This window comes from Solimonas terrae (assembly GCF_011067135.1).
Lineage (GTDB): Bacteria > Pseudomonadota > Gammaproteobacteria > Nevskiales > Nevskiaceae > Solimonas > Solimonas terrae.
This window is the reverse complement of sequence record NZ_JAAMOW010000001.1, coordinates 408,845-433,002: the sequence shown is the minus strand read 5'-3', so window position 1 is coordinate 433,002 and position 24,158 is coordinate 408,845. Positions and strand designations below refer to the sequence as shown.

At 65.1% G+C, this 24,158-nt stretch carries 26 protein-coding genes; 17 read left to right on the top strand and 9 right to left on the bottom strand.

The window, feature by feature from the left end; translation table 11 throughout:
- Position 1: 1 nt before the first annotated feature.
- Together sufB and G7Y85_RS01935 are read right to left on the bottom strand one after the other, a co-directional pair.
- A complete protein-coding gene (sufB, locus tag G7Y85_RS01940) occupies positions 2-1,474 on the bottom strand; it encodes a Fe-S cluster assembly protein SufB (protein ID WP_166250989.1) in 1,473 nt (490 codons plus the stop codon).
- A 29-nt stretch (positions 1,475-1,503) separates the two neighbouring features.
- The gene (locus G7Y85_RS01935; RefSeq protein ID WP_166250986.1) at positions 1,504-1,959 is read right to left on the bottom strand and encodes an SUF system Fe-S cluster assembly regulator; all 456 of its coding nucleotides are present in this window, start codon (positions 1,957-1,959) and stop codon (positions 1,504-1,506) included.
- A 151-nt stretch (positions 1,960-2,110) separates the two neighbouring features.
- Between G7Y85_RS01935 and G7Y85_RS01930 the strand changes: the two genes are divergently transcribed.
- From G7Y85_RS01930 to G7Y85_RS01920, 3 genes are all read left to right on the top strand, one after another.
- Positions 2,111-3,757 (top strand): FMN-binding glutamate synthase family protein, encoded by a 1,647-nt coding sequence (locus G7Y85_RS01930; protein ID WP_166250984.1) that lies wholly within the window; start codon positions 2,111-2,113, stop codon positions 3,755-3,757.
- On the top strand, positions 3,754-4,221 hold the full coding sequence (locus tag G7Y85_RS01925) for an acyl-CoA thioesterase (RefSeq protein WP_166250981.1): 468 nt from the start codon (positions 3,754-3,756) through the stop codon (positions 4,219-4,221). The genes G7Y85_RS01930 and G7Y85_RS01925 overlap by 4 nt, the downstream gene beginning before the upstream one ends.
- Positions 4,222-4,369: 148 nt before the next feature.
- Positions 4,370-4,657, top strand: a complete 288-nt coding sequence (locus tag G7Y85_RS01920; protein ID WP_166250979.1) for an Rdx family protein — start codon at positions 4,370-4,372, stop codon at positions 4,655-4,657.
- On the opposite strand, the gene G7Y85_RS20570 is transcribed toward G7Y85_RS01920, so the two are convergent.
- Positions 4,578-4,883 carry a DUF3293 domain-containing protein gene (locus G7Y85_RS20570; RefSeq protein WP_166251832.1) on the bottom strand — a complete coding sequence of 102 codons (306 nt, stop codon included), beginning with the start codon at positions 4,881-4,883 and terminating at the stop codon, positions 4,578-4,580. The genes G7Y85_RS01920 and G7Y85_RS20570 overlap by 80 nt on opposite strands.
- 162 nt (positions 4,884-5,045) lie before the next feature.
- Positions 5,046-5,717: a YqiA/YcfP family alpha/beta fold hydrolase gene (locus G7Y85_RS01910; protein WP_241695914.1), complete on the bottom strand. Its 672-nt coding sequence runs from the start codon at positions 5,715-5,717 to the stop codon at positions 5,046-5,048.
- Positions 5,718-5,723: 6 nt separating this feature from the next.
- Here G7Y85_RS01910 and G7Y85_RS20220 point away from each other — a divergent pair, with 6 nt between their 5' ends.
- Genes G7Y85_RS20220 through murI form a run of 7 tightly spaced genes read left to right on the top strand, consistent with a single transcriptional unit; the run spans position 5,724 to position 12,373 of the window.
- The gene (locus G7Y85_RS20220) at positions 5,724-5,894 is read left to right on the top strand and encodes a hypothetical protein (protein ID WP_241695913.1); all 171 of its coding nucleotides are present in this window, start codon (positions 5,724-5,726) and stop codon (positions 5,892-5,894) included.
- Between the two features lie 8 nt (positions 5,895-5,902).
- Complete coding sequence (locus tag G7Y85_RS01900; protein WP_166250975.1) at positions 5,903-6,196, top strand: hypothetical protein; 294 nt, start codon at positions 5,903-5,905, stop codon at positions 6,194-6,196.
- Positions 6,197-6,220: 24 nt separating this feature from the next.
- Positions 6,221-7,651, top strand: coding sequence for a prolyl oligopeptidase family serine peptidase (locus tag G7Y85_RS01895; RefSeq protein ID WP_241695912.1), 1,431 nt, complete (start codon positions 6,221-6,223; stop codon positions 7,649-7,651).
- Between the two features lie 32 nt (positions 7,652-7,683).
- The gene (locus G7Y85_RS01890; RefSeq protein WP_166250973.1) at positions 7,684-8,805 is read left to right on the top strand and encodes a beta-ketoacyl-ACP synthase III; all 1,122 of its coding nucleotides are present in this window, start codon (positions 7,684-7,686) and stop codon (positions 8,803-8,805) included.
- 23 nt (positions 8,806-8,828) lie between these two features.
- A complete protein-coding gene (gene sppA / locus G7Y85_RS01885) occupies positions 8,829-10,700 on the top strand; it encodes a signal peptide peptidase SppA (RefSeq protein ID WP_166250971.1) in 1,872 nt (623 codons plus the stop codon).
- A gap of 3 nt (positions 10,701-10,703) precedes the next feature.
- Entirely contained in the window at positions 10,704-11,594 is an 891-nt protein-coding gene (locus G7Y85_RS01880; RefSeq protein ID WP_166250969.1) for an alpha/beta fold hydrolase, read from the top strand.
- Positions 11,591-12,373 (top strand): glutamate racemase, encoded by a 783-nt coding sequence (murI, locus tag G7Y85_RS01875; RefSeq protein WP_166250967.1) that lies wholly within the window; start codon positions 11,591-11,593, stop codon positions 12,371-12,373. Before G7Y85_RS01880 ends, murI begins: the two co-directional genes overlap by 4 nt.
- 28 nt (positions 12,374-12,401) lie before the next feature.
- Here the strand turns inward: murI and nadC are convergent, their stop codons facing one another.
- The 3 genes from nadC to G7Y85_RS01860 all read right to left on the bottom strand — a co-directional run bounded on the left by nadC (position 12,402) and on the right by G7Y85_RS01860 (position 14,840).
- On the bottom strand, positions 12,402-13,256 hold the full coding sequence (gene nadC / locus G7Y85_RS01870; RefSeq protein WP_166250965.1) for a carboxylating nicotinate-nucleotide diphosphorylase: 855 nt from the start codon (positions 13,254-13,256) through the stop codon (positions 12,402-12,404).
- Positions 13,257-13,273: 17 nt separating this feature from the next.
- Positions 13,274-14,182, bottom strand: a complete 909-nt coding sequence (gene argF, locus G7Y85_RS01865; RefSeq protein ID WP_166250963.1) for an ornithine carbamoyltransferase — start codon at positions 14,180-14,182, stop codon at positions 13,274-13,276.
- A gap of 82 nt (positions 14,183-14,264) precedes the next feature.
- Positions 14,265-14,840 carry a superoxide dismutase gene (locus G7Y85_RS01860; protein ID WP_166250961.1) on the bottom strand — a complete coding sequence of 192 codons (576 nt, stop codon included), beginning with the start codon at positions 14,838-14,840 and terminating at the stop codon, positions 14,265-14,267.
- Between the two features lie 164 nt (positions 14,841-15,004).
- Between G7Y85_RS01860 and grxD the strand changes: the two genes are divergently transcribed.
- Positions 15,005-15,331, top strand: a complete 327-nt coding sequence (gene grxD / locus G7Y85_RS01855) for a Grx4 family monothiol glutaredoxin (protein ID WP_166250958.1) — start codon at positions 15,005-15,007, stop codon at positions 15,329-15,331.
- Positions 15,332-15,392: 61 nt separating this feature from the next.
- Here grxD and G7Y85_RS01850 read toward each other — a convergent pair whose 3' ends face one another.
- Positions 15,393-15,938 carry a DJ-1 family glyoxalase III gene (locus tag G7Y85_RS01850; RefSeq protein WP_166250956.1) on the bottom strand — a complete coding sequence of 182 codons (546 nt, stop codon included), beginning with the start codon at positions 15,936-15,938 and terminating at the stop codon, positions 15,393-15,395.
- 307 nt (positions 15,939-16,245) lie between these two features.
- Between G7Y85_RS01850 and G7Y85_RS01845 the strand changes: the two genes are divergently transcribed.
- The 6 genes from G7Y85_RS01845 (at position 16,246) to nadA (ending at position 23,131) form a co-directional block, all read left to right on the top strand.
- On the top strand, positions 16,246-17,019 hold the full coding sequence (locus G7Y85_RS01845; protein ID WP_166250954.1) for a competence/damage-inducible protein A: 774 nt from the start codon (positions 16,246-16,248) through the stop codon (positions 17,017-17,019).
- Positions 17,020-17,116: 97 nt separating this feature from the next.
- A complete protein-coding gene (locus tag G7Y85_RS01840; protein WP_166250952.1) occupies positions 17,117-18,217 on the top strand; it encodes a sensor histidine kinase in 1,101 nt (366 codons plus the stop codon).
- Positions 18,218-18,266: 49 nt separating this feature from the next.
- On the top strand, positions 18,267-18,620 hold the full coding sequence (locus G7Y85_RS01835) for an FmdB family zinc ribbon protein (protein ID WP_166250950.1): 354 nt from the start codon (positions 18,267-18,269) through the stop codon (positions 18,618-18,620).
- Between the two features lie 144 nt (positions 18,621-18,764).
- Positions 18,765-20,540, top strand: a complete 1,776-nt coding sequence (aspS, locus tag G7Y85_RS01830) for an aspartate--tRNA ligase (protein ID WP_166250948.1) — start codon at positions 18,765-18,767, stop codon at positions 20,538-20,540.
- Between the two features lie 39 nt (positions 20,541-20,579).
- A complete protein-coding gene (locus G7Y85_RS01825) occupies positions 20,580-21,998 on the top strand; it encodes a hypothetical protein (protein WP_166250946.1) in 1,419 nt (472 codons plus the stop codon).
- A gap of 35 nt (positions 21,999-22,033) precedes the next feature.
- Positions 22,034-23,131 (top strand): quinolinate synthase NadA, encoded by a 1,098-nt coding sequence (gene nadA / locus G7Y85_RS01820; RefSeq protein ID WP_166250944.1) that lies wholly within the window; start codon positions 22,034-22,036, stop codon positions 23,129-23,131.
- 616 nt (positions 23,132-23,747) lie between these two features.
- On the opposite strand, the gene G7Y85_RS01815 is transcribed toward nadA, so the two are convergent.
- A complete protein-coding gene (locus G7Y85_RS01815; protein ID WP_166250942.1) occupies positions 23,748-24,152 on the bottom strand; it encodes a hypothetical protein in 405 nt (134 codons plus the stop codon).
- Between the last annotated feature and the right edge of the window lie 6 nt (positions 24,153-24,158).

Here is a 24,158-nt window from a genome sequence, read left to right as displayed (position 1 = left end):
CTCACCCCACGGCCCCTTCCAGGGAAACCTGCAGAAGTTTCTGGGCTTCCACCGCGAACTCCATCGGCAGTTCCTTGAAGACATCCTTGCAGAAGCCGTTGACGATCATCGACACGGCGTCTTCTTCGCCGATGCCGCGCGAGCGGCAATAGAAGAGCTGGTCTTCGCCGATCTTCGAAGTCGTCGCTTCGTGTTCGACGATCGCGGTGGGGTTGCGGACTTCGGTGTACGGGAAGGTATGGGCGCCGCAGTTCGAGCCGATCAGCAGCGAGTCGCATTGCGTGTGATTGCGGGCGCCCTCGGCCTTTTCGCCGACGCGCACGAGACCGCGGTAGGCCTGCTGGCCGTGGCCGGCGGAAATGCCCTTGGAGACGATCGTCGACTTCGTGTTGCGGCCGAGGTGGATCATCTTGGTGCCGGTATCGGCCTGCTGGCGATGATGGGTGAGGGCAACCGAATAGAACTCGCCGACCGAATCGTCACCGCGCAGGATGCAGCTCGGGTATTTCCAGGTCACGGCCGAGCCGGTCTCGACCTGCGTCCACGAGATCTTGCTGGCGACGCCGCGGCAGTCGCCGCGCTTGGTGACGAAGTTGTAGATGCCGCCGACGCCGTTCTCGTCGCCCGGATACCAGTTCTGCACGGTCGAGTACTTGATCTCGGCGCGATCGAGCGCGACCAGCTCGACGACCGCCGCGTGCAGCTGGTTTTCGTCGCGTTGCGGCGCGGTGCAGCCTTCCAGATACGAAACGTGGGCGTCGTCCTCGCAGATGATCAGCGTGCGCTCGAACTGGCCGGTGTTGCGTTCGTTGATGCGGAAGTACGTCGACAGTTCCATCGGGCAGCGCACGCCCCGGGGCACGAACACGAACGAGCCGTCGGTGAAAACGGCCGAGTTCAGCGACGCGTAGAAGTTGTCGGCGAACGGCACGACGGTGCCGAGATACTGCTTCACCAGCGCCGGATGTTCGCGCACGGCCTCGGAGATCGAGCAGAAGATCACGCCGGCCTCGGCGAGCTTTTTCTTGAAGGTCGTGCCGACCGACACCGAGTCGAAGACGACGTCGACCGCGACCTGCGGCCGGTCGGGAACGACGCCGGCCAGCATTTCCTGCTCGCGCAGCGGGATGCCGAGCTTGTTGTAGGTCTCGATCAGTTTCGGATCGACGTCATCGAGCGATTTCGGCGCGTCCTTCATCGACTTCGGCGCCGAGTAGTACGAGATCGCCTGATAGTCGATCTTCGGATACTGCACATGCGCCCAGCGCGGCTCGCGCATCGTCAGCCAGCGACGATAGGCCTTGAGACGGAATTCGAGCAGCCATTCCGGCTCCTGCTTGCGGGCCGAGATCAGCCGCACGACGTCTTCCGACAGGCCGGGCGGCACGCTGTCCGACTCGATGTCGGTGATGAACCCCGCCGCATACTTGCGGTTCTGGACCAGTGTTTCGATTTCTGAGGGATTGGCTGCCATGAGGTCGCTATCCGGTTCGTGCTGCCGGGTCAGGCCCGGATCAGCGGAAATTCCCTGGGGGTCTTGGCGCGTGCCGAGGGCACGCCGCCCTGCGCCATCTGCGCCAGCGTCACCGCTTCCAGCGCCTGGCGAATGGCGCTGTTGATCAGCCGCCAGTTGGCGCGTGTCGCGCAGTTGGTTTCGATGCTGCATTCACCGTGGTGGCCGGAGCAGGCGGTGACCGCCAACGGACCTTCGAGCGCCTTGATGATGTCGGCGACCGAGATCTTTTCCGCCGGACGCGCCAGCCGATAGCCCCCGCGCGCGCCGCGCAGCGACTCCAGCAGCTTGGCGCGCGTCAGCACCTTGAGCAGCTTGGCGACCGTCGGCAGCGGCACGTGCGTGCGCTCCGCCAGTTCCTGACCGGTCAGCGTGCGGGCCGGTTCGCGCGCGGCCGCCGTCATCAGCACGGTGGCGTAGTCGGCGAGTTTGCTCAGCTTCAACACGAATCAGGACCAGATCAGTACGGATTGCCAGTCTAGCGGATGTGGGCGGTGGTTTGAATAGCAGCGGCGGGTCGGTTGCCTGCTGCCGATTTGAAGATCATGCCGCGCTGAGGGTATAAGCGGCGCACTGCCATTTCGTCGAAGGATGCTGATGCGCCAGATTCCGCAGCTGATTTCGCCACGTCACTACGCGCCCGCGCTGGCGGTGCTGGTGCTGATTGCGTCGGTTCTCGCCGCGCGCAGCCTGAGTCCGGACTGGTGGGTGCTGGCCGCGATTGCGGCGCTGCTGTGTGCGCTCGGCGTCTACGACCTGCTGCAGAAGTCGCATGCGATCCGCCGCAACTACCCGATCGTCGGCAACATCCGCTGGCTGGTCGAGGCGATCCGCCCGGAGCTGCGTCAATACCTGTTCGAATCGGAAACCGAGGCGGCGCCGTTTTCGCGAGCGCAGCGTTCGCTGGTCTACCAGCGCGCCAAGGGCGCCGAAGACGCGCGACCGTTCGGCACCGAGCTGGATGTCTACAGCAACGGCTATGAATGGGTGAACCATTCAATGCGTCCGCGCAAGATCGCCAATACCGACTTCCGCGTCGCGATCGGCGGGGACCGTTGCACGCAGCCTTACCAGGCGTCGCTGCTGAACATTTCGGCGATGAGCTTCGGCGCCTTGTCGGCGAACGCGATCCGGGCCCTGAACCGCGGCGCGCAACTCGGCCGCTTCGCGCACGACAGCGGCGAAGGCTCGATCAGCCGCTATCACCGCCCGGAGGAGCCGGGCGAGCCGGGCGGCGATCTGATCTGGGAACTGGGCAGCGGTTATTTCGGTTGCCGCGACGACGCGGGTCGTTTCGACGCCGAGAAATTCGCCCGGCAGGCACAGACGCCGCAGGTGAAGATGATCGAGATCAAGCTTTCGCAGGGCGCCAAGCCGGGGCATGGGGGCATGCTGCCGGCGCCGAAGGTGACGGCCGAGATCGCAGAGGCGCGCGGCGTGCCGGTCGGTGTCGACTGCATTTCGCCGTCCGGCCACTCGGCGTTCTCGACGCCGGTCGAGCTGCTCGAGTTCATCGCCAGGCTGCGCGAGCTGTCGGGCGGCAAGCCGACCGGTTTCAAGTTCGCGCTCGGCCATCCCTGGGAATTCTTCGGCATCTGCAAGGCGATGCTGGAAACCGGCCTGCTGCCGGACTTCATCGTCGTCGATGGCGGCGAGGGCGGCACCGGCGCCGCACCGCTGGAGTTCGCCGATCACATCGGCACGCCGCTGCAGGAGGCGCTGCTGCTCGTGCACAACACGCTGGTCGGCCTGAACCTGCGCGAGAAGATCCGCATTGGCGCGAGCGGCAAGATCATCTCCGCATTCGACATGGCGCGCACTCTGGCGCTCGGCGCCGACTGGTGCAACGCCGCGCGCGGCTTCATGTTCGCACTCGGCTGCGTGCAATCGCAGAGCTGCCATACCGACAAGTGTCCGACCGGCGTTGCCACCCAGGACAAGAGCCGGCAGCGGGCGCTGGTGGTGCCGGACAAGGCACAGCGCGTCGCCAGCTTTCACCGCCACACCCTGCACGCGCTTGCCGAACTGGTCGGCGCCGCCGGCCTGTCGCATCCCGGCGATCTCAAGCCGCATCACATCGTGCGGCGTGTCGTCCACAACGAAATCCGTCTGGTGTCGACGCTGTTCAAGTTCCTGGCGCCGGGCGAGCTGCTGCGCAATCCGTCGGCGCATGCGGTCTACGAGATGTACTGGCCGATGGCATCCGCACACAGCTTCGATCCGCAAGGATTGGCCAGCGCATGAACGACAGCATTGCCACCGACGCGGTCTGGGACGTGCCGAAACCGTTTGTCGAACTGGCGACGATCGCGGCGGGCGACGTCGATCGCTTCGGTCACACCAACAACGTGGTGTACCTCTCGCTGCTCGAACGTGTCGCCTGGTCGCACTCGGAAAGTCTCGGTCTGGATTTCGCCGCGTACGAAAAGCTCGGCGCCGGCTGTGTCGCGCGCCGCCACGAACTGGACTACCTGGCGCCGACCTTCGCCGGCGAGCAGCTGTGGCTGGCGACCTGGGTGCACGACAACGATTTCCGTCTCAGCATGTGGCGCCGCTACCAGATTGTCCGCGCTGCGGATCGCAAAACCGTGCTGCGCGGACAGACGCAGTGGGTTTGCGTCGACATGAAGAGCGGACGGCCGAAGCGCATGCCGGCGGAGTTCCAGGCCTACAAACCCTGGCCGCGGCGCGAAGGCGATGCGTCGTGAGCGAGGCCGGGCATCGCATCGAAATCGAATACTGCACGCAGTGTCGCTGGGTGAGCCGGGCTTTCGCCGATCGCCTTGAATGGCAATCGGTGCCGGCGAACGCCCGACAGGGATGTCGGGCCGGGGCGCAGCGACAGGGATGTCATAAGTGAATCGGATCGAAATCGACTACTGCACGCAATGTCGCTGGCTCTTGCGCGCGAGCTGGATGGCGCAGGAGCTGCTGACGACGTTTGCCGATGAACTCGATGAAGTGGCCCTGAAACCCGGCCGCGGCGGTGTCTTCGCGATCCACCTCAACGGGGAACGCCTCAGCGATCGTGCCGCCGATGGCGGCTTTCCCGATCTGCCCTTGCTCAAGCAGGCGATCCGCGATCGCATCGCGCCGGATCGTGATCTCGGGCACAGCGATGCCAGGCGCGCTCCGGGCGCCTGAGCGCCGCTGGCGTGGTCCACAGCAGCCGCGGCACCGCGCCGAGTTTCGCGCCGACGATGGCGTGTTGCCGGTAACGACGCGCCAGCGCCAGCACCGAGCGGCGTTCGACATCGAACAGACAGAAACCGGGTTCGGGCCAGCTGCCGTCGTCCGCGCAGGCGAGGCTTGCAGCATGACGCCAGCCGCGCGCCGTTCTGTGCCGAGCCCAGGCGTCGCGAGCGTGGATTGCAGGGTGTCAGGATGTGCCACTGTCGTTTGCAGCCGGCGCGCTGCAGGGCGCGGTCGTTGCCGGCATTGCCGACGCCGATGCGGAACACGCGGATTCCGCCACCGAGGCGGACCTCGAATCGCGCCTGCGCGTAGGCGTCCGCCGGCGCCGCCGCGGCGCTCACGACTGCAGGACGTCGGCCAGTAACTGGTCGAGCAGCAGGTCCAGCATCGGCAGCCGATCGTTGAGCGTGTGGCCGGAGTCGAGGATGTGCAGCGCCGCGTTGTGCTCGCGGGCGAAGCGCTGCGCCTGGGCCAGCGGCACGATGTCGTCGTGCCAGCCGTGCACCACCGTGCAGCGTTTCGGGATGCCGAGCGGTTCGCCGTCCCATCCCGGAAACGGAAAATGGATGGCAGGCGCCATCAGGAACAGGGCCTGCGGCTGCAGCGCGGCGCAGGCCATGGCCGACACATAGCCGCCCATGCTGGAGCCGGCGAGCACCAGGCGCTGCGCGCGCGGGGCAAGCGTCAGCAGCTGGTCGATGCGGTCTTGCGGCTCCTGCGAATGACTATAATCCGGACTGATCACATCGAAGCCGCGCCGCTCGGCGGTTTTCGCAAGCTGCGTGATCTTGGTGCCCCAGGGGCCGCTTTCCTTGCCGTGCGCGAAAACGATCAGGTTTTCGGTCATGGAATTCACCGAGAATGAGGTCGGCGCATGATACGCAAAGCGAAAGAGAGTCCGGATGCGGACATGGTCAGCAAGCCGCCACGCAAGCGCCGTCGCGGCAAGGAACCGCTCGACGTGCAGTTGACCGTGCGCTTCAACTTCGGCGCCGAGCCCGAAGATCATGTCACGGTGATCGACAATCGCAGCGTGCCGATGGTCGGTGGCATCATCGCCAATCGCGATCGCGTACTGCGCGGTTTCGTCAACCTGCTGCTGCGCACGGCGATGAAGCAGCCGCGCGTGGCACGCGAAATCTTTCCCTTGCTGGCGCTGCCGATCCGACAGCGCCGTTCACGCTGAACGAAACGATGAAGGCACTGAATCTGTTCAACGCGGCGATGCTCGCCCTGATGGCGAGTGTGGCGCTGACACTGGCGGTGGTCTGCGTGCTGTATGCCGCGCATCTGGACGCGGCACCGCGCATGCGCAGCGAATGGTACACGGTGCTGAAGCTGACGCTGGTGTTTGCCGCATTGACCGCGATCGCAGGCTGGGCTTTCTGGAGTCATTGGCGTCTGCGCGCCGGCCGCTGGTTCGCCGAGGTGACGTTGCTCGCCGGTCTGGCGACGGGCACCGGCTGGATCGTCCGCGCGCTCGGCTAGGTGCCGCGCCTGCAATTTTCGACCATGAGCAACGAGAGAAACGGCATGGAACATCCCAAGCCCCGGCAATGGGACCCGCTGAGCTGGGTGCCGATCATCGCCGGACTGTACTGGCTGCTGGCGCACGACGGTGCGGGCTGGCTCCTGTTTGCCGTGTTGCCGGGCGCGCTGATGCTGGCGGCCGGCGTCAGCCTGCTGGTCACGCCGGGTGATCCGCGCACGATCAGTCTGATGGCGGTCGGTGCATTGCTCGGCATGCTGCTGACCCTGCCTGCCTGGATGCTCAGCGACCTGGGCACTGCGTTCTTCGCAGGCCTCGGGTCGTTTGCCAGCTTTCTGGCCGCCGGTCGCGCGAGCATCCGGCGCGCGCCGCTGTATCTGGGCGCGACCGCGCCGGAAATCTCGACGCGCATGGACATCAAGGTCGCGTTCGACGAAACCGTGCTCGGGTACTTCGTCGGCGCCGCGCGCGTGCCGAGTGGCGCCGAGGCGCTGCGCGCCTGCGAGGACACCTTGCGCATGGACGATGCCCTGCGCGGTCAGGGCTGGGATCGCGACCCGGCCAGTCTGCATGCCGCACCAGCGGCACCCGAGGAAACCTATGTCGATCGCGGCCGCATCTACGGTGCCGAGTTCGAGATCCTGCGCTTCGACAGCGGCTATGTGCCGCCGGCCGGGCTGCCGAACGCGGCGGTCTGGAAAAGCCACGTCAACAACGCCGAGTGCCATGTCCGCATCCTGCGTCACGCCGGGCGGCCGCGGCCCTGGCTGCTCTGCATCCACGGCTACCGCATGGGCGCGCCGTGGATGGACCTCAATCTGTTCTCGCCGCGCTGGCTGCATCAGAAGCTCGGGCTGAACATCATCCAGCCGGTGCTGCCGCTGCATGGTCCGCGCAGCAGCGGCTGGCGGTCCGGCGACCACTATCTCGACGGTGACCTGACCGAGCTGGTTTACGCCGAGTCGCAGGCGCTCTGGGATCTGCGTCGCACGCTGGCCTGGCTGCGCAGCAACGAGCCGGGTGCGCGCGTCGGTGTCTACGGCATTTCGCTCGGCGGCTACAACGCGGCGCTGCTGTCCGGCTACGACAAGGAGCTGGATTTCGTGGTCGCCGGCATTCCGGTCATCGATCTGGCGCAGGCACTGTGGAGTGTCGCGCCGCCGGCGCATCGCCATTACTACGCCGAGCACGGCCTCGACGAAGATCGCTATCGCAATGTGCTGAGAGCGGTGTCGCCGCTGACACGCGCGCCGCTGGTCGATCGCGAACGCCTGTTCATCGTCGCGGCGACGGGCGACCGCATCGTGGTGCCGGATCATCCGCTGCAGCTGAGCCGGCATTGGGATGTGCCGGTGCAGTGGTATCAGGGCTCGCACCTGTCGATCCGCAGCGAACACGAGGTCCGCGATACGCTGAAACTGGCGATGTCCAGGGCCAGCTGGGCGCTGGAGTAGAATCGCGCTTCTTTGCCCCTACCGAACCTCTCATGAAAACAGCCGCGATTACCGGCACCGGCCTGTTCACGCCGCAGCAGTCGATTTCCAATGACGAGCTGGTGGCCTGTTTCAACCGCTACGTCGAGCGTTTCAACGCCGACAACGCCACTGCGATCGCTGCCGGCGAGATGACGGCGATGGCGCCGTCGAGCAGCGAGTTCATCGTCAAGGCGTCGGGGATCAAGGCGCGCTACGTGGTCGACAAGGCCGGCGTGCTCGATGTCGACATCATGCGCCCGCGCATTCCGATGCGCGGCAACGACGAATTGTCGCTGCTGGCGGAAATGGGTGTGGCGGCGGCGAACCAGGCGCTGGCCAGCGCGGGCCGCACGGCGGCCGACGTCGACTTCGTGATCGCGGCCTGCTCGAACATGCCGCGCGGCTATCCGGCACTGAGCGTCGAGATCCAGAACGCGCTCGGCATCCAGGGCTTCGCCTACGACATGAATGTCGCCTGCGCGTCGGCGGCGTTCGGCATCCAGGCGGCGGTCAACGCGGTGCGGCTCGGCACCGCACGCGCGGTGCTGGTGATCAATCCCGAGGTTTGCAGCGGCCATCTGAACTGGCGCAATCGCGACTGCCATTTCATCTTCGGCGATGCCGCCACCGCGGTGCTGGTCGAACCGCTCGACAGTGCGGTTTCCGACGACCGTTTCGAAGTGCTCGGCACGCGTCTGGCCACGCAGTTCTCGAACAACATCCGCAACAACTTCGGCTTTCTCAACGAATGCGAAGTGCCGCAGCGGCGCTGGGACGACGTGCTGTTCCGCCAGGAAGGGCGCAAGGTTTTCAAGGAAGTCGTGCCGATGGTGTCCGAACTGCTGATCGCACATCTCGGTGCGCTGGCGATCGAACCGAACAGCGTGCGGCGCTTCTTCCTGCATCAGGCCAATCTGGGCATGAACGAATTCATCGCCCGTAAAGTGCTGGGCCGCGATCCTTCGGCCGAGGAGGCGCCGGTGATTCTCGACGAGTACGCGAACACCAGTTCGGCCGGCTCGGTCATTGCATTCCACAAGTATCACGATGATCTGCGCAGCGGCGATGTCGCCGTGCTGTGCGCCTTCGGTGCCGGTTACTCGGCAGGCTCGGTCGTGATGCGTCGTATCTGAACTGGCAGGAAAGCAGAAATTCCATGAATGAAAAACCGCGTTCCCTGTTTGGCCGGCTGTTCAACTTTCTCTGGATGCTGGTCAGCGGCTTCCTCAAGCTGATCGTCATGGTGATCGTGATCGGCGGCTTCGCGCTGGCCTGGATCGGCCTGCGCGGCGGTCATGGCGTGACCGTCGAGAAGAACGTTCCGCTGATCCTGGCGCCGACCGGGGTGCTGGTCGATCAGCTCGACGAAGATCCGGGCAAGCGCATCATCGACAACGTCAACGGTGCGCCGCCCGCACAGTCCTCGCTGCGCGATCTGATCGATGCGATCGAAGACGCCAAGAAGGATGCGCGGATTCCGTTCGCGGTGCTCAAGCTCGACGGCCTCAGCGACGCCGGGCTGCCGCAACTCGAAGAACTGGTCGCGGCGATGAAGGACTTCCGCGCCAGCGGCAAGAAGATCATTGCCTGGAGTCCGTCGTACGAGCAGTCTACTTACTACGCGGCGGCGCAGTCCGACGAGATCGTGATGGATCCGATGGGCAGCCTCTCGCTCGAAGGCTTCAGTGCCTACAACAACTATTTCAAGGACGGTCTCGACAAGCTCGGGGTCGACGTGCACGTGTTCCGTGTCGGCGAGTACAAGTCGGCGGTGGAGCCGTTCACGCGCAATGACATGTCGCCGGACGCACGTACTGCCGATCTCGACTGGCTGGGTGATCTGTGGAAGGACTACGGCGCCGGCGTCGGCGAGGGCCGCAAACTGCCGGCGACGGCAGCCGACAGCTATGTAAGGCAATTTGCCAGCGGCCTGGTCGCCAATGGCGGCGACGCTGCGGCCTATGCCAAAGCCAGCGGGTTGGTGACCAGCGTCGAAACCCTGGAAGCCTTCCGCAAGCGCATGGGCGCGCAGGTCGGCATGGACGACGACATCGGCAGCTTCCGCCAGATCAACTACCTCGATTACCTGTCCGCCGTCGGCAACGAAGCCGAGAAGAAGAAGGAAGCCGCCGCCAAGGGCACGGTCGCGCTGGTGTTCGTGCAAGGCGAGATCGTCGACGGTGATGGCGACATCGGCCAGGCCGGCGGCGACGCGATCGCCGATCTGCTCGATCAGGCGCGTCGTGACGACGATGTCTCGGCGGTCGTGCTGCGCGTCAATTCACCGGGCGGAAGCGTCTGGGCCTCCGAGCAGATCCGTCGCGCGGTCGACAACCTGAAGGCGGCCGGCAAACCGGTCGTCGCGTCGATGTCGACGGTCGCCGCGAGCGGCGGCTACTGGGTGTCGATGGACGCCGACAAGATTTTCGCGCACGACTCGACGATCACCGGCTCGATCGGCATCTTCGGCATGATCCCGACGATCGATCGCGGCCTGGCCAAGCTCGGCATCCACACCGACGGTGTCGGCACCACGCCGCTGGCCGGCGCGTTCGCGATGGACCGGCCCTTGTCGCCGGAAGTCGGGCAGATCATCCAGGCGCAGATCGACAAGGGCTATCGCGATTTCATCGGCGGCGTATCGAAGGCGCGCAACATCCCGGTCGACAAGGTCAACGAAATTGCCCGTGGCCGCGTCTGGAGCGGTGAGCATGCCAGACAGCTCGGCCTGATCGACGAGATCGGCGGACTCAAGCAGGCCGAGGATGCGGCGGCCAAACTCGCCGGTCTGAAGCTCGACGAATACGACGTCGAGGAAATGAGTCCGAAGCGCGATTTCGCGATGGAAATACTGTCGCACTTCTCCAGCGAAGCGCGTTATGCCTGGATGCCGAGTGCGGCCCGCAGCTGGCTGCAGACGATCAGCGAGAAGACCGACATCGAACGCTGGCTGTCGTCGTTCAACGATCCGCGCGGCATGTACGCGCAGTGCTTCTGCACGCCGCAGCAGGGCAGTCGCGGACACTGATTGATGGCGGTCGTTCGCGTCGATGACATCGACATGCACTACGTGGAGGCGGGCTCCGGCCCGCCACTCGTACTGATCCACGGGCTCGGCGGCAGCCATCTCGACTGGGAACATCAGATCGGCGTGCTGGCGACGCGCTTTCGCGTGATCGCGCCGGATCTGCGCGGCTTCGGCCGCAGCGGGACGGGCCGGCGCCTGTTTTCGATCCGGCGCCTGATGCAGGACGTGGTGTTGCTGCTCGACCGGCTGGGTATCGCGCAGTGTCAGTTGATCGGCCATTCGATGGGCGGTGCGATCGTCCAGCAGCTGAGCCTCGACCATCCGCAGCGTGTGCAAAGGCTGGTGGTCGCCAACAGCATGCCGATGTTCAGGCCGCAGACCCGCCGGCATGTCGCCGAGTTCGCGTATCGCTGGCTGGTCATGGGCCTGCTCGGGCCGGCGCGCCTGTCACGGATCGGTGCACAGCGCATGTATCCCCGCGAAGACCAGGCCGCCGAGCGCGAGAAGAGTGCGGCGCGCGGCGCGCACACCTCGCGCTATGCGTATCTGGCCGCGCTTGCCGGGCTCGGCCGCTGGTCGGTGCTGGAGCGCCTCGGCGAGATGCGCCTGCCGGTACTGATCCTTGCCGCCGAGCACGATTACTACACCCGCGAGGAAACAGTGCGGTTCGCGCACGCGCTGCCGCGTGGCCGTCTGCACATCGTCGCCGGTGCCCATCACGCCCTGCCGTCGGAAATGCCGGAGGTTTTCAACCGGCTCGTCATGCGCTTCCTGCGCACAGCCGATGCGCCACGCGAGACGCACGACGCCGGCATGCGAGCCCGTGCGGCCGAAGCCCTGGCCAGCAGCGAGCCGGAACCGGCGCCGATGCCGGACGTGGCCGGACCGTCGTGAACACCGACGACCGCGCCGCGCCGATCGGCATTTTCGATTCCGGTGTCGGCGGACTGTCGGTGCTGCGAGAGATCCGCCGCCTGATGCCGCAGGAGAACCTGCTGTATTACGCGGACAGCGGCCATTGCCCCTATGGTGGCAAGTCTGCCGACGAGATCGGCGCGCGCGCGGTGGCAATCACTGATGAATTGCTGGCGGCTGGCGTCAAGCTGATCGTGGTCGCCTGCAACACGGCGACGATCGCGGCGATCGAGCGCCTGCGCGCCATCTATCCGCTGAGCTTCGTCGGCATCGAACCGGCGATCAAGCCTGCCGTCGCGCAGACCCGCAGCGGCGTCGTCGGCGTGCTCGCGACCGGCGCGGCACTCGCCGGCGACAAGTTCCTGAAACTGCGCGCGCAGCACGGTGCGCAGGTCCGCGTCATCACCCAGCCCTGTCCCGGGCTGGTCGAATTCGTCGAGCGCGGCGAGCTCGAGGGCCCGGCACTGCGCGTCCTGCTGGAGCGGTACGTCACTCCGCTGCTCGCGGACGGCGCCGACACCCTGGTCCTCGGCTGTACCCACTATCCGTTCCTGCGCCCCGCGCTTTCCGCGCTGGTCGGGCCGCGGGTCGGCCTGCTGGATACCGGAGAGGCGGTAGCACGACAGACCCGGCGAGTCCTCGAGCGCGAGGGCTTGCTGGCCGATGCCGCGCATGCCGGCACGCTGGAATGGCGCACCAGTGGCGACCGGGCAAGCGTTGCGCCGGTGATCGAGCGTCTGCTCGCGGCGAACACCTGACGAGTTTCGCCGGATTCCGGAGAAGCTTCTAGCGGAACCGCATCGACAGATCGATGGCGCGCACGTGCTTGGTGATCGCGCCGATCGAGATGCGATCGACGCCGCACTCGGCGATACGGCGTACGGTGTCGAGCGTCGCCCCGCCGGAATATTCGATGACGGTCTTGCCGCCGCGCGCGCGATGCGCGTGGGTGCGGCGCACGGCCTCGCGAATTTCGTCGTCGCTGAATTCGTCGATCAGCAGCAGCTCGACATCGGCCGCGAGCGCGGCGTCGACTTCATCGAAATCCTCGGCCTCGGTCATCAGCGGCACGTCGGCATTCAGTGCGCGCGCGTTGGCGATCGCCGGCCGGATGCCGCCGGCCGCGGCGATGTGGTTTTCCTTGATCAGGATGCCGTCGTAGAGCCCGATGCGATGATTGTCGCCGCCGCCACACCGCACGGCGTACTTCTGTGCAGTGCGCAGGCCGGGCAGCGTCTTGCGCGTGTCGACGATCCGGCAAGCGGTGCCGGCCACGGCGTCGACGTACTGGCGCACGACCGTCGCGGTCCCGGACAGGGTCTGCAGGAAATTGAGCGCTGTGCGCTCGCCGGTCAGCAGGGCGCGTGCCGGGCCGCGCAGCAGATAGAGCGGCTGGTCGGGTTCGACCCGTTCGCCCTCGTCGACCTGCCAGCCGACCGCGATGCCGGGGTCGAGCGCGTGAAAGACCGCGTCGACCCACGGCCGGCCGCAGATCACCGCAGCCTCACGCGAGATCACGGTGGCATCGGCCATCTCGTCGGCCGGAACCAGCTGCGCGGTGACGTCGCCGCTGCCGATATCCTCGTCGAGCGCGCGACGTACGCTGAGTGCGACATCGGCCGGAATGCTCGGACCGCTCATGCGCGTGGCTCCGGCCGTCAGTGCTGCGGCTGCAGCAGGAATTCGACCAGCGCCATCTGCGCCCAGAGGCGATTTTCGGCTTCGTCGAACACGACCGATTGCGCGCCGTCGATCACCTCCGCAGTCACCTCTTCGCCGCGATGGGCGGGCAGGCAGTGCAGGAAGATCGCATCGGCATGTGCGCTCGCCATCAATCCGGCATCGACCTGATAGGCCGCAAACGCCGCCAGCCGCTTCTTCTGTTCGGCTTCCTGGCCCATGCTGGTCCAGGTATCGGTGACGACCAGATCGGCGCCCTTTGCCGCCGTCGCGGCTGCGTCGACGATCTGCACGGCGGCGCCGGCCGCCTTCACCAGATCCGCGTCCGGCGCATAGCCGGCCGGCGCGGCGATGCGCAGCGTGAAGCCGAACATCACGGCTGCCTCGATGAACGAATGGCAGACATTGTTGTTGCCGTCGCCGATCCAGGCTGCGATCTTGCCGCGCGGGTCGCCGCGGTGCTCGAACCAGGTCTGCATGTCGGCCAGCAGCTGGCAGGGGTGATGCTGGTCCGACAGACCGTTGATGACCGGCACGCGCGAATTGGCCGCGAGCTCGGCCTGATCGGCCTGCGAATCGTTGCGGATCATGATGGCGTCGCACATCCGCGACAGCACCTTGGCCGTGTCGCTGATCGGTTCGTCACGGCCGATCTGGGTGACGCCGGCCGACAGGAACAGGGCGTGGCCGCCGTAACGCGCCATGCCGGCTTCGAAGCTGACTCGCGTGCGCGTCGAGTTCTTGGTGAAGATCATCGCCAGCGTCTTGCCGACGAAAGGACGATAGCGGGTGTCCGCTGCCTGCGCCTTGAGCGCGATTGCGCGCTCGATGAGGCTGCGTGCCTCGGCGGCGCTCAGATCGGACAGCTTGAGAAAATGACGCGGCATCGTGCAGCTTCCTCGAAAAACGGGAACCCAGAAAGCCGAGAGCCGCGCAAGCGCGGCTCTCGACTCATCGGATTGGCCGATTTTAACCCAGATTCTTCTCGACGAAATCCCAGTTCACCAGCGACCAGAAGTGTTCGAGGAAGGTCGGCCGGGCATTGCGGTAGTCGACGTAGTAGGCGTGTTCCCAGACGTCGCAGGTCAGCAGCGGCTTCTGGTTCTTGGTCAGCGGGTTGTCGGCATTCGCGGTGCTGGTGATGGCCAGCGTGCCGTCGGCGTTCTGCACCAGCCAGGCCCAGCCGGAACCGAAGGTGCCGACCGCGGTTTCAGTGAACTGTTTCTTGAAATCGTCGATTCCGCCGAACTGTTTGACCAGAGCGTCGGTCAACTTCTTGCCCGGCGCGCCTTGCTTCGGCGTCAGGCAGTTCCAGAAGAACGTGTGATTCCAGACCTGCGCGGCATTGTTGAAGATCTTGCCGGAGGATTTCCTGATGATGTCCTCGATCGGCATGCTTTCGAATTCAGTGCCGGCGATCAGCTTGTTGCCGTTATCGACATAGGCCTTGTGGTGCTTGCCATAGTGATAATCGAGGGTTTCCGCGGACATGTGCGGTGTCAGCGCGTCGCGGGCGTACGGGAGTTCGGGGAGCGTCAATGCCATGTCGGTGTTCCTTTTTCTGCTGGTGTCGGTGCGAGCTGCACGTACTGGCTCGGGGGATCGACAAAATAGGCGAATACCCCCAGACAATTCAATAGGAATCACCTTCCCGTGAATGGCGGCGTATAATCCGCCGCCGTTTGAACTCCCTCGTCCGGAGAGACGTAATGGATGCACTCGAAAGAATCAAGAAGCAGGTTACCGACAACCCGATCATCGTCTACATGAAGGGGACGCCCGATTTTCCGCAGTGTGGGTTTTCCGCCCGTGTGGTGCAGGCACTGAAGGCCTGCGAAGCGCCGTTCGCCTACGTCAACATTTTCGAGGACGAAGAGGTCTATCGCGCGCTGCCCAAGTTCGCGAACTGGCCGACGTTCCCGCAGCTGTACGTGAAGGGCGAACTGATCGGCGGTTGCGACATCACCCTCGATCTCTACCAGAGCGGCGAGCTGAAAAAGATGCTGACCGAAGCCGTCGACAAGAAAGCGGCCTGAACCCGCGCTTGCTGAAGCGAAAAACGCCCGCTGCAAGCGGGCGTTTTTCGTTGTGCCGGCATCAGCTCTCGGCCAGCAGATCGGCGGCGACGCGTTGCCGGGTGTTGTGGCCTGCCAGCTTTTCGATCAGCGCAAGGCCGAAAGCGATGGCGGTCGCCGGACCCTGGCTGGTCAGGCAATGACCATCGGCGACCACCGGCTGGTCGACCCAGTGCAGCAGTTTGTCGCGGAATGCCGGATAACAGGTTGCCTGCTTGCCATCGAGCAGGCCATGCGGCGCCAGTGCCAGCGCCGGGGCGGCGCAGATGCCGCCGAACCAGCGATGCGCGAGCCGCTGCGCATGCAGCTTCTCGACCAGCGCCGGATGCGCGCCGAGTGCGCTGGCGCCGGCTTCACCGCCGGGCAGAACGATGGCATCGAAATCGCGGTCTGAAACCGCATCGAACAGCGTGTCGGCGCGCAGGCCGATGTCGCGTGTGCCGTTGACTTCGGTCTTGCGACCGATCGCTGCGAGCGTGACGCTGAGGCCGCCACGTCGCAGGACGTTGGTGAGGGTGACGGTTTCCAGCGATTCGGAACCGTCGGCAATCGGGATCAGCACATTCATCGCTCTTCTCCAATGCGTGAAGCGCAGGGCTTGTGGGGTTTTCGGTTTCGCCGGCTGCAGCATAACGGCCGCAAAATTCCGCGTACAAACTCCGCGATGCGAAAAGGCGAATTGCCGCTCAGGCATGCCATGCCGTGGCGGCACGTCAGGCTTTCGTGCGAATGGCGAAAAAAGGCAGGGCACCGAGACCGACATCTCCGAGGCCTGAGGGAAATTCGGCTGGCCGGACGAGTGGCACACACCGTTACGCGGCAGAATACGGGGGCGGCGTCAGCCGCCCTCATCGCATCGGCACACGGAAACGCGCATGGCTCTCGGTTTGTTCGTCATCGGCGACGAAATTCTCAGCGGCAAACGCCAGGACCGGCATTTTGCGAAGGTGCTGGAGCTGCTGCGCGCCCGCGGCATCGAACTCGGCTGGGCGCAGTTCCTCGGCGATGACGAGCTGGCGATCGCCGAGGCCGTTCGCGCGGTCGTGACGCGTGGTGATGAGCTGTTGTCCTGCGGCGGCATCGGCGCCACGCCGGACGATTGCACGCGGCAGGCGGCGGCATTGGCGTTCGGCGTGCCGCTGCAACGGCATCGCGAAGCCGAGCAGATGCTGGTCGAGCACTACGGTGCGGCGGCGACGCCGAATCGCTTGTTGATGACCGATTTTCCGCTCGGCGCCGGCCTGATCCCGAATCCGGTCAATCAGGTTCCCGGCTTCAGTTTCGGGCACTGCTACTTCGTGCCGGGTTTTCCGGAGATGGCCTGGCCGATGCTCGAATGGGTGCTCGACACGCAGCTGCGCTACCTGCACTGTGCCGAGCCTGATGTCGAGTTCCGGCTGCGCGCGATCGGCAGCAGCGGCGAGGGCGATCTGCTCGATCTGATGCGCGACACCCTGGCCGGCCACCCGGGTCTGAAGCTGTCGAGCCTGCCGTCGCGCGCGATCGCGGGCGGGCCGCGGCACATCGAGTTCGGCTTCAAGGGTCGTGCCGCGGTAGCGGCAGCGGCCTATCGCGCTTTTGCCGAGGGTCTGCTGCGCTTTCCGGATCTGACGATCGAGCCGCTGGCAGCCCCGGCGGCGGACAACTGAACGGCGTGCCTGCACCGGCCGGCGGCGACCAGAAGTACTGGGCTTTGAGTCAGAATTCGCGCAGAAACGGACCGCCCCGATCCTTGCGCCACATCGAATGAATGCCTTGCTGTCGCCACCGCTGATGTCCGCATTGCTGGCCGCGATCTGCTGGCTGCTTGCCGGCTTCGGCCTGGCGCGCGTCTGGCCGCTGGCCTGGCCACGACATCGCGAGCGCGTCGTCTGCTGCGCCTTGCTGATCGCCTTGGGTCTTGCCGTCGTCCTGATCGGCAGCGGCTGGAAGATGGCGGCGGCGACGATGACGATCGTCGTCTTGCTGGCGGCGCTGGCCATGATGCGGCAGTGGCGCCGCGAGGTGACGAGCAATGCAGTCGACCCATCCCCGGCTGCGCAGGACCATCTGCGTCAGGAACTGCTGCTGCACGAAGCCAGCGAAAAGCGTTTGCGCAATGCATTGCAGCAGTACAAGCGCTCGGCGGCCGATTTCGAGCAGTTTGCCTATGCGGCGTCGCATGACCTGCAGACACCATTGCACAACATCGAAGGCTTCGCGCGGCTGCTCGATCAGCGCTATGGCGAAACGCTGGACAGCGACGCGCGCAGCTTTGTCGCGCAGATCCGGCAAGGCGTGCAGCAGACACAGAAGCTGGTCGATGCCCTGCTGCAGTTGTCGCGGATCGGTCGGCGCGACGCCCGTATCGAGATGCGTCCCCTGGACGAGGCTTTTGCCCAGGCGCGCGAGCAACTGGCCAGCGAGATTGCACAACTGGACGCGCAGATCATCGTGCCCGAACTGCCGGTGATCGAGGCCGATCATGCGCTGCTGGCGCAACTGTTCCAGAACCTGATCGCCAATGCGCTGAAATACCAGCCGGCCGGGCGTGTGCCGCGCCTGGCGGTGCGAGCCCGTGCCGAGCGCGACGAATGGCATTTCACGTTCACCGACAACGGCATCGGCATTCCCGCAGAACAGGTCGATCACGTCTTCGCGCCGTTTCATCGCCTGCACGCGCAGGCCGACTACAGTGGTACCGGCATGGGGCTGGCGATCTGCCGCAAGATCGCGGCCTATCACGATGGCGAGATCTGGGCGGAGCCGCACGACGGCGGCGCACAGATACACCTGTTGTTGCCGACGCGCGCGCGGCCGCAGGGCGCAGCCGCGAATAGTGCTGGACCGCAGCAACGCGGTTCTTGAGAATACGCGCCGCGACCCCATGCGGGGATGACCAGTTTCGAGGAACGCGATGCCGATTTACGACTACCACTGCACGGCCTGCAAGGCCGACAGCGAGATCCTGCACAAGATTTCCGATCCGCCGGAAACGATCTGTCCGGAATGCGGCCAGCCGGCATTGGTCAAGCAGGTCTCGGCTGCCGGTTTTCGCCTGAGCGGTGGCGGTTGGTACGAGACCGACTTCAAGTCAGGCGGCAAGAAGAATCTGGCCGGCGAACAAAGTGGCGACAAGCCGGCCGCGACCAAGGCGGACGACAGCGCCAAGACGGAAACGAAGAAGGCCGACAGTCCCGCCAGTGCGCCGGCGGCCAAGGCAGGCGACAGCAAACCGGCGGCATCGGGCAAGGGCGAAGCTTCGGCCTGAACCGAGGCGCCATGCCCGGCCGGCGAGCTGCGTGGCTGCGGCGCCGGCACGCGGTTACACTACGCGGCCCGGAGCGGAACCCAGGTTTTCCGGCTCTCCCCGTCATTCGATCCGCGCAGGCGGATTTCTCACGAATCTTCATTAATGCGTAGTCATTACTGCGGCCAGGTCACCGAAGCACTGACCGGCCAGACCGTCACCGTCTGTGGTTGGGTACACCGCCGCCGCGATCATGGCGGCGTGATCTTCATCGATCTGCGCGACCGCGAAGGCCTGCTGCAGTGCGTGTTCGATCCGGACACCCGGGAAGCCTTCGCGGCTGCCGACAAGCTGCGCTCCGAATATGTCGTCAAGGTCATCGGCCGTGTGCGTCCGCGTCCGAACGGTACCGAAAACGCCAATCTGGCGACCGGCCGGATCGAAGTGCTGGCGCAGGAGGTCGAGCTGCTGAACAAGGCCGAAACGCCGCCGTTCCATCTCGACGACGAGACCGTCGGCGAGGACACGCGCCTCAAGTACCGCTACATCGACCTGCGCCGTCCGCAGATGCAGAAGAACCTGCGCCTGCGGCATGACGTCATCAAGCGCATCCGCGACTTCATGGATGCCAATGGCTTTGTCGATGTCGAGACGCCGATCCTGACCAAGGCGACGCCGGAAGGCGCGCGCGACTATCTGGTGCCGTCACGCACGCATCCGGGCAAGTTCTTCGCACTGCCGCAGTCGCCGCAGCTGTTCAAGCAGTTGCTGATGATGTCGGGCCTCGACCGCTACTACCAGATCGCGCGCTGCTTCCGCGACGAGGATCTGCGCGCCGATCGCCAGCCGGAGTTCACGCAGCTCGACGTCGAAACCTCGTTCATGACGCAGGACGAGATCGTCGCGCTGATCGAAGGCCTGGTGAAGGACCTGTTCCAGGGCGTGCTCGGCGTCGATCTCGGCGAGCTGCCGCACATGAGCTACGAAGAGGCGATGCGTCGCTTCGGCTCCGACAAGCCGGACCTGCGCAATCCGCTCGAACTCGTCGACGTCAAGGATCTGCTCACCGACGTCGACTTCAAGGTGTTCTCGGCGCCAGCCCAGGATCCGGCCTGCCGCGTCACCGCGCTGCGCGTGCCGGGCGGCGCCAAGCTGTCGCGCGGCGACATCGACAAGTACACGGAATTCGTCAAGGTCTACGGTGCGCGCGGGCTCGCGTACATCGTCGTCGAAGACAAGGCCAGGGGCCGCGAGGGTCTGAAGTCGCCGATCGTCAAGAATCTGCACGACGCTGCTTTGGCCGGCCTGCTGGAACGCACCGACGCCGGTGATGGCGACGTGATTTTCTTCGGCGCCGACAAGAGCAAGGTCGTCAGCGACGCACTGGGCGCGCTGCGCCTGAAGATCGGCAATGACCTGAAGTTCACCGCCGACGGCTGGCGTGCGTTGTGGGTCGTCGACTGGCCGATGTTCGAGCGCGATGATGAAGCCGGTCGCTGGGTCTCGCTGCACCATCCGTTCACCGCGCCGAAGCCTTTCGATGCCGATGCGCTGCGCGCCGATCCGGGCGCGACCCTGTCGCAGGGCTATGACATCGTGCTCAACGGCGTCGAGGTCGGCGGCGGCTCGGTGCGTATCCATCGTCCCGATGTGCAGCAGGCCGTGTTCGATCTGCTGGGCATCGGCGCCGACGAGCAGCAGGAGAAGTTCGGCTTCCTGCTCGAAGCCCTGTCGTTCGGTGCACCGCCGCACGGCGGGCTGGCGCTCGGCCTCGATCGCCTGGTGATGCTGATGGCCGGCGGCCAGTCGATCCGCGAGGTCATCGCGTTTCCGAAAACACAGACCGCGCACGACCCGCTGACGGCGGCGCCGAGCGAGGTTGATGCCCGGCAGTTGCGGGAACTCCATGTCCGTTCGACGGTCCAGCCCAAGGTGGCCTGATCACGAATTCAAAAAGCCGGCGCTCAGGGGGCCGGACTCATGAAATTTCAGAAATGCTTGTTGCTGTGCTGGTGCGCCGCGTTGAGCTGCATGGTCGCTGCGTGCAGTGGTGTGGGCCATGGTTCGAAGCCTGACCATCTGGTCATCGCGCAGACCAACGGTCTGTTGGGTCTGAACTCGGGCAAGTCGTTCCTGTGTTTTCCGGAGGCGCTGACCTTGTCGATCGTGTTCGACAACGGACACTACGACAGCGGTTTCGCGACGCGCGCTCACTGGGCGTCGTCGAATCCCGATGTCGCCGCGGTCAGCAACGGCGACATCCTGTATCCGGGCAGCACGACGCTGGCGTACGGCGCCGGTGTCGTGATTCCGAATCAGCCGGGTACGACCACGATCACGGCCAGCTTTTCGTCCTTGAACGTGAGCTACGATCTGACGGTGGAAACCCCGACCTCGTTCAGTGTCGACCAGTCCAGCGTGTCGATGGTCAAGCACACCAGCACGCCGATCAATGCCAAGACCGTCGTCGACGGTTACACGCGAACGGTCACTGGCTTCGGCACCTGGTCGTTCACCGATCAACCTGCCGATGAGGTCACCGGCAGCACGACCTCGACGGACAGCAGCGACAATCCGCTCGACAGCGTCGTGCAGCTGGCCTCGTCCTCCAGTGGCGTCACGCTGGTGGCCGGTGACACCCTGGGCACGCGCACCGCGCAAATGGCGCTGAACTGCCCGGACGGCAGCGACGTGGCGGCGATGGCCCAGGCGGCGCTGCAGATTCCGGTCAATGTCCGCGAGCTCAAGACACTGAGCCTGACGCCGGAGTTTCCGGCGAGCCAGGCGATCAATGTCATGACCTATACGGCCGACACCAAGACGCAGACGGTGAACACGACCGAAACCATGAAGACGATCGCCGGCTTCGGCGACGGTGTGTCCGATACGCAGGATCTGTCGGGGCAGGTGACGCTGCAGTCGAGCGACAGCACGGTCATTGCCCCGGTGATCGGTTACGTGTCGGTGCTGAAAGCCGGCACCGCCAACATCACGGCGAGTTTTCCGGTGATCGATGCCGACGGCAATCCGGTCTATGACGATGTCGATCCGGTCACCTCGGCGCCGGTGACGGTCACAGGTGGCGAGCGCACGTTCAAGAGCCTCGCAATCTCGCCGGCCGACGAGCAGACGCTGACGGCGCTCGACGATCTGCAGTATTCGGGTATCGCGACCTTCACCGACAACACGACGCAGGACATCACGCGGCACGTGATCTGGTCGGTGTCCGACGCGTCGGTGGCGACGATCGGCAACAATCTGTCGATCAAGTCCGGCGATCTGTTCTCGTTGACGATACCGACCGACGGTCCGGTGTCGGTGGACGTGACGGCTGCATTGGGCAGCGCTTCGGACGCGCCGACGGTCACCGTGCCGCTGAAGATTCAGGCTCTGGATTAGGTTTGGTCCGGGCTCGCGCCCGGAAGGACAGGACGATGGCTGCCGTACTGAAGCTCGACGAATTCAATCTGCTCGACGATGGCGAATGCGATGCGCGCATCGTCGCCGCCAGGAAGGTCCTCGGCGACCGGCTCTGTATCCTTGGCCACCACTATCAGCGCAACGAGGTCTTCAAGCACGCCGACTTCACCGGCGATTCGCTGAAGCTCTCGCAGCTGGCGGCGAACTCGGACGCCGAGTTCATCGTCTTCTGTGGCGTGCATTTCATGGCGGAAGTCGCCGACATCCTGACCTTCGGCAAGCGCACCGTGATCCTGCCGGATCTGGCCGCCGGCTGTTCGATGGCCGACATGGCGAACCTTGTCAAAGTGCGCAGGTGCTGGGCCGAGATTTCCGAAGTGCTCGATCCCGATCAGCATGTCACGCCCGTCACCTACATCAACTCGGCGGCCGACCTGAAAGCGTTCTGCGGCAGCCACGGCGGCATCGTCTGCACGTCGAGCAATGCGCGCGCGGTGCTTGAATGGTCGTTCGCGCGTCGCGAGAAAGTGCTGTTCTTCCCCGACCAGCATCTCGGCCGCAATACCGCGAAGAACATGGGCATCAGTCTCGACGAAATGATCGTCTGGGACTTCACCAAACCGCTCGGCGGCAACACGCCGGAGCAGATCAAGGCCGCCAAGATGATTCTCTGGCGCGGCTTCTGCTCGGTGCACCAGATGTTCCAGCCGTCGCACATCGAGAATTTCCGCAAGCGCGTGCCGAACGGCAAGGTCATCAGCCATCCGGAGAACGCGCTCGCCGTCTGCGAAGCCAGCGACTATGTGGGCTCGACCGAATACATCCTGCGAACCGTGCGCGCATCGCAGCCGGGCGACCACTGGCTGATCGGCACCGAGCTGAATCTGGTCAATCGCGTTGCAGACGAGATGAAGGAAAAGGGTGTGACGGTGGAGTTCATGTCGCCGACCGTGTGCATGTGCTCGACGATGTTCCGTACCGACCCGCAGCATCTGGCGTGGACGCTCGACAATATCGTCGCCGGGCAGCCGGTCAATCGCATCCGCGTGCCGGAGGAGATTGCCGAGCCGGCGCGGGCGGCGTTGAATCTGATGCTGGAAGTGGTCGACTAATCCATACAGTTTCCTCTCCCGTTTGCAGGAGAGGTGCGTGAAGCGCTGTCGCTGCTCGTTTCGTTTTCCAGTCTGGCATTTTGTTTCGCGCTGCGGCGCGACCTACTTCTCTTTGCTTGTGCAAAGAGAAGTAGGCAAGAGAAAGCACGCCCCTGAGAGCCGCACCGCTCGCTGTGCGAGCGGAGCCTGCGCTGCTCCCGTGCTCGGGGTCGTCGCCGACGCGGCGTCCCTGCCGCGACGGCGACTCGGCGTGCCGTCCTGGCATGCCGCCCCCTGCGCGCGCTGCGCTGCTCGGTGCGGTCCTGAGGGGCCCCCGAAAGTCAAAAGCAGACGCAACAGCGGGCGGCCGTTCCCGCTTTTGACGTCCGGGCCCCTTTGCGAAGCGCCGAGAAGCACAGGCACGCCGGGGCTGTCCGTCGCTGACTGTTCGAGCGCTGCGCAGCAGCGCGAGTTTCAGCGGCGGCCGGCGTGGCGAGCATCGCAGGGTATCGGTGCGCAGCACCGACGCGGTAGCCAGGGTGTCGTTTCTTTTGGTTCCTTTTCTTTGGACAAGCAAAGAAAAGGAACTCGCCCCATAGGGCGAAAGCAAAGGTCAGATCGAGAACGACACGGCCTGCTAAGACCTGGACGTCTTTGTCTTCTTCGCCTTCAGCGGCTTCTTCGCCGGTGCGCGTTCCGCTTTCGTCGCTGTCTTTCGTGGACGCGCCGCAGCCTTGGCGGCGTCCTTCTCGTCGAGCACTTTTTTGATGTGCGCACTGTCCTCGACCAGCTCGAACTGGTCGGAGATCAGTTCGCCGACCTGGCGGTTGATGCGGCGGATCGCGTCGTAGACCGTGCCGATCGTGCGCTGCTGCTTGTCGCGCAGGCGCAGCTTGTCGTCGTCGAGCAGGCCGGATTTCTCCAGCATCTCGAACGGTAGCGCGGCGATCTGCTGGTGGATGGCCTCGACCGAGGTCGCGCCGCGGTCGACGGCCTGCTGCACCAGATCCTTGAGAAGTTCGAGTCGCTGCAGCGGTTTCATCGGTCG

Bases quoted from the DNA above. Each gene is read 5' to 3' on its own strand.
- sufB (WP_166250989.1), bottom strand. From the start codon at position 1,474: ATGGCAGCCAATCCCTCAGAAATCGAAACACTGGTCCAGAACCGCAAG.
- G7Y85_RS01930 (WP_166250984.1), top strand. From the start codon at position 2,111: ATGCGCCAGATTCCGCAGCTGATTTCGCCACGTCACTACGCGCCCGCG.
- G7Y85_RS01925 (WP_166250981.1), top strand. From the start codon at position 3,754: ATGAACGACAGCATTGCCACCGACGCGGTCTGGGACGTGCCGAAACCG.
- G7Y85_RS01910 (WP_241695914.1), bottom strand. From the start codon at position 5,717: ATGATCTTCGGGCTCGGCGCCGAAGTTGAAGCGCACGGTCAACTGCAC.
- G7Y85_RS01900 (WP_166250975.1), top strand. From the start codon at position 5,903: ATGAAGGCACTGAATCTGTTCAACGCGGCGATGCTCGCCCTGATGGCG.
- G7Y85_RS01895 (WP_241695912.1), top strand. From the start codon at position 6,221: ATGAGCAACGAGAGAAACGGCATGGAACATCCCAAGCCCCGGCAATGG.
- G7Y85_RS01890 (WP_166250973.1), top strand. From the start codon at position 7,684: ATGAAAACAGCCGCGATTACCGGCACCGGCCTGTTCACGCCGCAGCAG.
- sppA (WP_166250971.1), top strand. From the start codon at position 8,829: ATGAATGAAAAACCGCGTTCCCTGTTTGGCCGGCTGTTCAACTTTCTC.
- G7Y85_RS01880 (WP_166250969.1), top strand. From the start codon at position 10,704: ATGGCGGTCGTTCGCGTCGATGACATCGACATGCACTACGTGGAGGCG.
- nadC (WP_166250965.1), bottom strand. From the start codon at position 13,256: ATGAGCGGTCCGAGCATTCCGGCCGATGTCGCACTCAGCGTACGTCGC.
- argF (WP_166250963.1), bottom strand. From the start codon at position 14,182: ATGCCGCGTCATTTTCTCAAGCTGTCCGATCTGAGCGCCGCCGAGGCA.
- G7Y85_RS01860 (WP_166250961.1), bottom strand. From the start codon at position 14,840: ATGGCATTGACGCTCCCCGAACTCCCGTACGCCCGCGACGCGCTGACA.
- grxD (WP_166250958.1), top strand. From the start codon at position 15,005: ATGGATGCACTCGAAAGAATCAAGAAGCAGGTTACCGACAACCCGATC.
- G7Y85_RS01850 (WP_166250956.1), bottom strand. From the start codon at position 15,938: ATGAATGTGCTGATCCCGATTGCCGACGGTTCCGAATCGCTGGAAACC.
- G7Y85_RS01845 (WP_166250954.1), top strand. From the start codon at position 16,246: ATGGCTCTCGGTTTGTTCGTCATCGGCGACGAAATTCTCAGCGGCAAA.
- G7Y85_RS01840 (WP_166250952.1), top strand. From the start codon at position 17,117: ATGAATGCCTTGCTGTCGCCACCGCTGATGTCCGCATTGCTGGCCGCG.
- G7Y85_RS01835 (WP_166250950.1), top strand. From the start codon at position 18,267: ATGCCGATTTACGACTACCACTGCACGGCCTGCAAGGCCGACAGCGAG.
- aspS (WP_166250948.1), top strand. From the start codon at position 18,765: ATGCGTAGTCATTACTGCGGCCAGGTCACCGAAGCACTGACCGGCCAG.
- G7Y85_RS01825 (WP_166250946.1), top strand. From the start codon at position 20,580: ATGAAATTTCAGAAATGCTTGTTGCTGTGCTGGTGCGCCGCGTTGAGC.
- nadA (WP_166250944.1), top strand. From the start codon at position 22,034: ATGGCTGCCGTACTGAAGCTCGACGAATTCAATCTGCTCGACGATGGC.
- G7Y85_RS01815 (WP_166250942.1), bottom strand. From the start codon at position 24,152: ATGAAACCGCTGCAGCGACTCGAACTTCTCAAGGATCTGGTGCAGCAG.